This is a genomic window from Rhizobium aethiopicum, assembly GCF_014197535.1.
Taxonomy (GTDB): domain Bacteria; phylum Pseudomonadota; class Alphaproteobacteria; order Rhizobiales; family Rhizobiaceae; genus Rhizobium; species Rhizobium aethiopicum_A.
The window spans coordinates 50112-58477 of sequence record NZ_JACIFV010000029.1 but is presented as its reverse complement, the minus strand read 5'-3'; the positions used below and the strand labels follow the sequence as shown (position 1 = coordinate 58477).

General features: G+C 60.7%; 9 protein-coding genes. 4 read left to right on the top strand and 5 right to left on the bottom strand.

The genetic code is table 11. From position 1 onward, the window contains the following. Nucleotides 1-162: 162 nt before the first annotated feature. The 4 genes from GGD53_RS27225 to GGD53_RS27210 all read left to right on the top strand — a co-directional run bounded on the left by GGD53_RS27225 (nucleotide 163) and on the right by GGD53_RS27210 (nucleotide 5016). On the top strand, nucleotides 163-1014 hold the full coding sequence (locus GGD53_RS27225; RefSeq protein WP_085779916.1) for an alpha/beta fold hydrolase: 852 nt from the start codon (nucleotides 163-165) through the stop codon (nucleotides 1012-1014). 151 nt (nucleotides 1015-1165) lie between these two features. Continuing rightward, nucleotides 1166-1435: a 30S ribosomal protein S15 gene (gene rpsO / locus GGD53_RS27220; protein ID WP_009997779.1), complete on the top strand. Its 270-nt coding sequence runs from the start codon at nucleotides 1166-1168 to the stop codon at nucleotides 1433-1435. Between the two features lie 349 nt (nucleotides 1436-1784). After that, nucleotides 1785-3923, top strand: a complete 2139-nt coding sequence (pnp, locus tag GGD53_RS27215; RefSeq protein WP_085779915.1) for a polyribonucleotide nucleotidyltransferase — start codon at nucleotides 1785-1787, stop codon at nucleotides 3921-3923. 76 nt (nucleotides 3924-3999) lie between these two features. Then, the gene (locus GGD53_RS27210; RefSeq protein ID WP_184459830.1) at nucleotides 4000-5016 is read left to right on the top strand and encodes a class I SAM-dependent methyltransferase; all 1017 of its coding nucleotides are present in this window, start codon (nucleotides 4000-4002) and stop codon (nucleotides 5014-5016) included. Nucleotides 5017-5019: 3 nt separating this feature from the next. Here GGD53_RS27210 and GGD53_RS27205 read toward each other — a convergent pair whose 3' ends face one another. The 5 genes from GGD53_RS27205 to fabA all read right to left on the bottom strand — a co-directional run bounded on the left by GGD53_RS27205 (nucleotide 5020) and on the right by fabA (nucleotide 8307). After that, the gene (locus GGD53_RS27205) at nucleotides 5020-5415 is read right to left on the bottom strand and encodes a type II toxin-antitoxin system HicB family antitoxin (RefSeq protein WP_184459829.1); all 396 of its coding nucleotides are present in this window, start codon (nucleotides 5413-5415) and stop codon (nucleotides 5020-5022) included. A 6-nt stretch (nucleotides 5416-5421) separates the two neighbouring features. Continuing rightward, nucleotides 5422-5607: a type II toxin-antitoxin system HicA family toxin gene (locus tag GGD53_RS27200; RefSeq protein WP_184459828.1), complete on the bottom strand. Its 186-nt coding sequence runs from the start codon at nucleotides 5605-5607 to the stop codon at nucleotides 5422-5424. 95 nt (nucleotides 5608-5702) lie between these two features. Continuing rightward, a complete protein-coding gene (gene fabI, locus GGD53_RS27195) occupies nucleotides 5703-6509 on the bottom strand; it encodes an enoyl-ACP reductase FabI (RefSeq protein WP_184459827.1) in 807 nt (268 codons plus the stop codon). A gap of 4 nt (nucleotides 6510-6513) precedes the next feature. After that, nucleotides 6514-7746, bottom strand: a complete 1233-nt coding sequence (fabB, locus tag GGD53_RS27190; protein WP_184459826.1) for a beta-ketoacyl-ACP synthase I — start codon at nucleotides 7744-7746, stop codon at nucleotides 6514-6516. A 45-nt stretch (nucleotides 7747-7791) separates the two neighbouring features. Beyond that, complete coding sequence (fabA, locus tag GGD53_RS27185; RefSeq protein WP_020920068.1) at nucleotides 7792-8307, bottom strand: 3-hydroxyacyl-[acyl-carrier-protein] dehydratase FabA; 516 nt, start codon at nucleotides 8305-8307, stop codon at nucleotides 7792-7794. Nucleotides 8308-8366: the final 59 nt, after the last annotated feature.

Here is an 8366-nt window from a genome sequence, read left to right as displayed (position 1 = left end):
ACAATTGGCACAGGCCTCACGGAAGCCTAAATTCAAAACCACCAATCAGCAGACTCGCTCTTACCCAGGACAACCTGTTGAGGCTCCACATCTAGCGATGCGATATCTTCCTTTCGGGCCATAGCGCCCGAGGGGCCATGGTGGCCCGACAAGGGGATGAAAATGCGCGCAACCGCTATCGGAGTACTGACGTTCTTTTCGATGTTCCTGACCATCGCCGGCGCTCAATCCGCCGAGCGCTGGGCCGAGCTGCCGGCCTTTCCTTCGATGCCCGCGGCGACGACGAGCGGCGTGGCCGATGTGAACGACATCAAGATGTATTATGCCGAATATGGTGAAGGCGAGCCGATCCTCTTCATCCATGGCGGCCTTGGAAATGCCGACGTTTGGGGTCACCAGATCGCCGATTTCGCCAGGGATCACCTGGTCATCGTCGCCGACAGCCGCGGCCATGGCCGCTCGACGCGCAGCCAGCAGCCTTTCGGCTACGATCTGATGACATCGGATTACGTGGCCCTTCTCGACCATCTGAAGATCGGCAAGGTGACGCTGGTGGGATGGTCGGACGGCGGCATCATCGGCATCGACATGGCAATGAAACATCCGGAAAAGCTGACCCGCGTCATTGCCCAGGCGGCAAACGTCACGACCGACGGCGTCAAGGCCGACGTCATGGAAAACCAGACCTTCAAAGCCTACATCGATGTCGCCGGCGATCAGTACCGAAAGCTTTCGCCGACGCCGGACGAGTACGATGCCTTCGTCACGCAGATCTCCCACATGTGGGAGACCCAACCGGCATGGACGGCCGCCGATCTTGGAAAGATCACGGTTCCCGTCACGCTCGCGATCGGCGATCACGACGAAGCCGTCAAGCTCGATCATACGGAATTGATGGCCAAGGAGATTCCCGGCGCCAAGCTCGTGATCCTGAAGGATGCCAGCCATTTCGCCATGCTGCAGGATCCCGAAGGTTATGATGCAATGATCCGGGACGCCATGGCGGGCCGTTGAAAGCGGCTACAGGAGTCCCCTCTTTCAATCGCTGCAGATTTGGTTTATAGGCAGCGCCAGCGTCAGGTTCGCCTGCTCGCATTCACGGCCAAAGCTGGACGGCATCCCGGCTTGTGGCGACTTTTTCTCCTCTCATAGAAAGGAACGTCCGATGTCGATCACTGCTGAGCGCAAGGCTGCGCTGATCAAGGAATATGCGACCGCCGAAGGCGATACCGGTTCTCCGGAAGTCCAGGTTGCGATCCTGACCGAACGCATCAACAACCTGACCGAACACTTCAAGGACCACAAGAAGGATAACCATTCCCGCCGTGGCCTGCTGACGATGGTTTCGAGCCGCCGCTCGCTTCTTGATTATCTCAAGAAGAAGGATGAAGGCCGCTATTCCAAGCTGATCAACAGCCTGGGTATTCGCCGTTAAAATTGTCCGGCGGACGCTTTAAGCGTCCGCCGGATCTGTTTCGGGACGACGCTCCCGATGAAATGTTCCACCCGCGCCCTATCTCAAGCGGTGGAACGACCGGCAGGCCCGGATGGGCCGGTTCTGCCAAACCAACCGCTGACCTGTCATGGGGCAGGATTGCCGGATGCTTTCGGCCAAAGCTCTCCAAGGCTTTGGCCCAAGTTTCTCAGGAACTCTCAAGTTCGGGAAACTGCCGATGAAAAGCCTCCCGTTGTCTTGCCCGTGATACGTCACATTGATTGCGGTCGACTGTGCGCTGCGCCCTGATATCGGCGATGGCGCGTGCTCCCGCATTGAAGGACAAGATATGTTTGATACACACACAGTGGAAATCGAGTGGGCCGGCCGCCCGCTGAAGCTCGAAACCGGCAAGATTGCCCGTCAGGCCGACGGTGCGGTTCTCGCTACTTATGGTGAGACGGTCGTTCTCGCCACCGTCGTCTCGGCCAAGGCGCCGAAGCCTGGCCAGGACTTCTTTCCGCTGACCGTCAACTACCAGGAAAAGACCTACGCGGCCGGCAAGATTCCCGGCGGCTATTTCAAGCGTGAAGGCCGTCCGAGCGAAAACGAAACGCTCGTCTCCCGCCTGATCGACCGCCCGATCCGCCCGCTCTTCCCGGAAGGCTACAAGAACGACACGCAGGTCGTCGTCACCGTCGTCCAACACGACCTTGAAAACAATCCCGACATCTTGTCCATGATCGCCTCTTCGGCGGCGCTGACGCTTTCGGGCGTTCCTTTCATGGGCCCGGTCGGCGGCGCGCGCGTCGGCTACATCAATGGCGAATATGTTCTCAACCCGCATCTCGACGAGATGGATGAGTCGAGCCTCGACCTGGTCGTCGCCGGCACCTACGACGCCGTGCTGATGGTCGAGTCCGAAGCCAAGGAACTGCCCGAAGACGTCATGCTCGGCGCCGTCATGTTCGGCCACAAGGGCTTCCAGCCGGTTCTCGATGCGATCATCAAACTCGCCGAAGTCGCCGCCAAGGAGCCGCGCGACTTCCAGCCGGAAGACTATTCCGAGCTCGAAGGCGAGATGCTGAAGCATTTCGAAGCAGAACTCCGCGAAGCTTACAAGATCACCCAGAAGGCCGATCGCTACGCCGCCGTCGACGCCGTCAAGGCAAAGGTCAAGGCGCATTTCCTCCCCGAGGAAGGCGAAGCCAAGTATACGGCCGAGGAAGTCGGCGCGATCTTCAAGCACCTGCAGGCCAAGATCGTCCGCTGGAACATTCTGGACACCAAGAGCCGCATCGACGGCCGCGATCTTGAAACCGTTCGTCCGATCGTTTCGGAAGTTGGCCTTCTGCCGCGCACGCACGGTTCGGCGCTCTTCACGCGCGGTGAAACGCAGGCGATCGTGGTTGCCACGCTCGGCACCGGCGAAGACGAGCAGTATGTCGACAGCCTGACCGGCATGTACAAGGAGCGCTTCCTGCTCCATTACAACTTCCCTCCCTTCTCGGTTGGCGAGACCGGCCGCATGGGTTCTCCAGGTCGCCGCGAGATCGGCCACGGCAAGCTCGCATGGCGTGCGATCCGTCCGATGCTGCCGTCGGCGGAGCAGTTCCCCTACACGCTGCGCGTCGTTTCCGAGATCACCGAATCCAACGGCTCGTCCTCGATGGCAACCGTCTGCGGCACGTCGCTGGCGCTGATGGATGCAGGTGTCCCGCTCGCCAAGCCGGTTGCCGGTATCGCCATGGGACTGATCCTCGAAGGCGATCGCTTCGCCGTCCTCTCCGACATTCTCGGCGATGAAGATCATCTCGGCGACATGGACTTCAAGGTTGCCGGTACGGCCGATGGCATCACTTCGCTGCAGATGGACATCAAGATCGCCGGCATCACCGAAGAGATCATGAAGGTCGCTCTCGGTCAGGCCAAGGGCGGTCGCGCCCATATCCTCGGTGAAATGTCCAAGGCGATCACCGAAAGCCGCGGCCAGCTCGGCGAATTCGCTCCGCGCATCGAAGTCATGAACATCCCGGTCGACAAGATCCGCGAAGTCATCGGCTCCGGCGGCAAGGTCATCCGCGAAATCGTCGAAAAGACCGGCGCGAAGATCAACATCGAGGACGATGGCACCGTCAAGATCGCCTCCTCTTCCGGCAAGGAAATCGAAGCGGCCCGCAAGTGGATCCACTCGATCGTCGCCGAGCCTGAAATCGGCCAGATCTATGAAGGCACTGTCGTCAAGACCGCCGACTTCGGCGCCTTCGTCAACTTCTTCGGCGCCCGCGACGGCCTCGTCCATATCTCGCAGCTCGCTTCCGAGCGCGTCGCCAAGACGACCGACGTCGTCAAGGAAGGCGACAAGGTCTGGGTCAAGCTGCTCGGCTTCGACGAGCGCGGCAAGGTTCGCCTGTCGATGAAGGTCGTCGATCAGGCCACCGGCCAGGAGATCCCGAACGAGAAGAAGAAGGAAGAAGCGGCCGAATAAGCCGCATCTGCCAGCTTCAATTCCGGGCGCGGGAATCTTCCGCGCCCTTTTTGTATCCAAAGTCGAGACGAGAGCCATGAGCCGCGAGACACTGAAGACCCTGTTCCATCCGTTTGCCAGCGGCACAATCGCGGCGCCCGGCGAAGGCGAGCGTGTGCTCTTCCTCGGGGCCGAGGCAGGCTTCGCGCTGCCGGAAGGTTTTGCGGCCTCGCTCAGCGCCGTCCAGGGCTTCCGGCCGCTCTACCGCCAACTGCTGGCGCAGCGGATCGAAGCGACGCCCGAAATCGACGGCGAGGACTATGACGCAGCTCTCGTGCTCTGCACGAAGCACAAGGGCGAGAACGAGGCCAACCTCGCCGCCGCGATCGCCCGGACGCGGGCCGGCGGGCTGATCGTCGTCGCCGGCGCCAAGGAGGATGGCATCCAGCCGTTGCGCAAGCGTATGGAAGGTTTCAGCCTCGCCATCGACCACATGCCGAAATATCACGGCGTCGCCTTCTGGTTCGGCCGGCCGGCCGATGAAAGCGAGATCGTCTCGAAACTGGCAAAGGCGCCGGTGCGCGTCGATAATCGCTTCCATGCAACAGCCGGCATGTTCTCGCATGACCGGATCGATGCCGGATCGGAACTGCTCGCCACGCGCCTGCCGCAGGATTTTACCGGCGATGTCGCCGACTTCGGCGCCGGATGGGGTTATCTCTCGGTCGAGATGGCGCAGAGATCGCGTGGACTGGCCCGCCTTGACCTCTATGAGGCCAATCACGCGGCCCTGGAGGCCGCACGGGATAATCTGGCGGAGAACTGCCCGAACGCGCCGGTGCGCTTCTTCTGGCACGATCTGGCGGGCGAGCCGGTCAAGGACAAATACGACCTCGTCATCATGAACCCGCCCTTCCACGAGGGCCATGCGGCCGAGCCGTCGCTTGGCCAGGCGATGATCAAGACCGCCGCCTCCGCCCTTCGCGGCGGCGGCCGGCTGATGCTGGTCGCCAATCGGGGCCTGCCTTACGAGCCGGTTCTGGCGGCGAACTTCAGGGAAAGCGGCGAAACCTGCCGCAATGCACGTTTCAAGGTGCTGTGGGCGAAGAAATAAGGCTCAAGCGGCCTCGATCTCCTTGCGGGCAGCGCTTGCAAGGAAAGCCGAACGGGTAAGGCCGCGCTCCTTTGCGGCCTTGTCGATCGCGTCAAGCATGCCTTTGTCGAAAGTGACATTGGCTCGAACGGTGCGCGTCGTATCTTCGATAAAGGGCACCCGCGTCAGAAAAGCGCCTGCAGCCAGCTGCTCGCGGATATCCGGTCTCGAGCTGATCTCGTCGTAGGAGGACGGTATCGGCAAGGTTTCATCTTCCGCCCAGAGACGAAGTGCTTCGATGGCGTTTGCGGTAAGATCCTCTTCCTCATCTGCCGCGGAGAATACCGACGGCAGGTCCGGAAAGCTGACGCCGAAGGCGCTATTCCTGTCCTTATGCACGAGCGCAATGAAATACTTCATGATGCCTCACTCATTCCATCCGGCCTGCTTCGCAATCGCAAGCGCAGTGCCGATCGGCAGATCCTTTTTGGGATGCGGAACGATGATGGTCTGATTGCCTCTTCGAAGCTTGTGGTGCGAGCCCTTGATCGAAACCACTTCGAAGCCCTCCCGCTTCAACCTGGCGATAATCTTGTGACTGTTTCGCTCCACACCCTGTCCCCTACCAGTATAGTTCGTCCGGATAAAACAACAAGGCCATGCGTATTAAAATACGCATGGCCTTGTGACATCACCGGGAGTGGGCCTTATTCCACGTCGGCGTTGCGCAAGGTATCCAGCGTCGGCATTGAGGTGATGTTGAAGCCGGCATCGACGAAATGGATTTCGCCGGTGACGCCGGCGGAGAGGTCGGAGAGCAGATAGAGCGCCGAGCTGCCGACCTGATCGATGGTCACGGTCTTGCGCAGCGGCGCATTGCGCTGGTTCCAGGAGAGAATCGCGCGTGCGTCCGAAATGCCGGCGCCGGCAAGCGTGCGGATCGGGCCGGCGGAAATGCCGTTGACGCGGATGCCGCGCGGGCCGTAATCGGCGGCGAGATAACGCACCGAAGCCTCGAGCGCCGCCTTGGCGACACCCATGACATTGTAATTCGGAATGACGCGCGTCGAGCCGTTATAGGTCAGCGTCAGCATCGCGCCACTGCCTTCCATCAGCGGAGCGCAGCGCTTGGCGATCTCGGTGAAGGAGAAGCAGGAGATGACCATGGTGCGGCTGAAATTCTCCCGCGTCGTATCGGCGTAGAGGCCCTTCAGCTCGTTCTTGTCGGAGAAGCCGATGGCATGGACGATAAAATCGAGTTTGCCCCAGCGCTCGCCGAGCGCGTCGACCACAGCATCGACGGACGCAATGTCCTCGACGTCGCAAGGCAGCACGAAATCCGAGCCGACTTCAGCGGCCAGCGGCCTGACGCGCTTGCCGAGCGCATCGCCCTGATAGGTGAAGGCGAGGTCCGCACCCTGTGCGGCGAGCGCTTTTGAAATCCCCCAGGCAATCGAATGGTTGTTTGCGACGCCCATGATGAGGCCGCGCTTACCCTGCATGATTCCAGTCATGTTGTTATCCGTTATAGCGCTGGAAGACGAGCGTGGCGTTCGTCCCGCCGAAGCCGAAGGAATTGGAGAGAGCGATATCGATCTTCGCATCGTCGATACGCTTACGCACGATCGGCACGCCTTCGAATTCGGGATCGAGCTCGGTGATATGGGCGCTTTCGCCGATGAAACCTTGCTGCATCATCAGCAGTGAATAGATCGATTCCTGCACGCCGGCCGCACCCAGTGAATGGCCCGTCAGCGACTTCGTCGATTGGATATGCGGGATCTTGGTGCCGAACACCTCGCGGATGGCGCCGATTTCCTTGCTGTCGCCGACCGGCGTCGACGTGCCGTGGGTGTTGATATAGTCGACATCGCCTTTGACGGTGGAGAGCGCCTGGCGCATGCAGCGGATAGCGCCTTCGCCCGAGGGGGCGACCATGTCGTAACCATCGGAGGTGGCACCGTAGCCGACGATTTCGGCGTAGATTTTGGCGCCGCGGGCCTTGGCGTGCTCCAGCTCCTCCAGCACCAGCACGCCGGCGCCGCCGGCGATGACGAAACCGTCGCGGTTGACGTCATAGGCGCGCGAGGCGGTATCGGGCGTGTCGTTATATTTGGAGGACATGGCGCCCATGGCGTCGAAGAGATTGGACATCGTCCAGTCGAGATCTTCGTGGCCGCCGGCAAACATCATGTCCTGCTTGCCCCACTGGATCATTTCGGCGGCATTGCCGATGCAATGGGCAGAAGTCGAGCAGGCCGACGAGATCGAATAGTTGACGCCATGGATCTTGAACCAGGTGGCGAGCGTGGCCGAAGCAGTGGAGGACATCGCTTTCGGCACGGCGAAGGGACCGATGCGCTTCGGGCTATTGTTCTTGACGGTGATCTCGGCCGCCTCGATGAGCGTGCGGGTGGACGGTCCGCCGGATCCCATGATGATGCCGGCGCGTTCATTCTGAGCGTAGTCCTTCTCTTCAAGACCGGAATCGGCGATCGCCTGCTTCATGGCGACATGGTTCCAGGCGCCGCCCTGCGACAGGAAGCGCATGGCACGGCGGTCGACCAGTTCGGCAAGCTCCGCCGGGCCGAGCTTCGGGCTGCCCCAGACCTGGCACTTGAAGCCGTGTTCGGCGAAATCGTTGGAAAAGGAAATGCCCGACTTTGCCTGGCGCAAGGATTCGGTGACTTCGGCCGCGTCGCTTCCGATCGAGGAAACGATACCCAGACCCGTGACAACTACCCGTCTCATCTGATCAAACCTTTGTTGTTTTCGTCAGCCGCTCGAAATGCGGTTTCAGGCGGTCTTGTCTTTCGATAGACCGACGCGAAGGTCGGACGCCTGGTATATGGTCTCGCCGTCCGCCTTCAGCCAGCCGTCGGCCGTGCCGAGCACAAGGCGACCGCGCATCACGCGCTTGAAATCGATGCCGTATTCGATCAGCTTCGTATGCGGCCGGACCATGCCCTTGAATTTCACTTCGCCGGTTGAAAGCGCCATGCCGCGACCTTCCTCGCCGAGCCAACCCAGGAAGAAACCGGTCAACTGCCACATGCCGTCGAGGCCGAGGCAGCCCGGCATGATCGGATTGCCTTCGAAATGGCAGGGAAAGTACCAGTCGTCGGGGCGTACGTCGTATTCGGCCCTGAGATAGCCCTTGTCGAAGGCGCCGCCCGTTTCGGAAATGTCCGTGATGCGGTGAACCATCAGCATGGGCGGCAGCGGCAGCTGCGCATTACCGGGTCCGAACAGCTCGCCATGGGCGCAAGCGATGAGTTCTTCATACGAGAAGCTGGACTGTCTGGTGGTCATAAAATTTCTTTTTCCCCCCGCGTGAAGCCGATGGATGTGAACGTGTAGTCCAAGTTCTT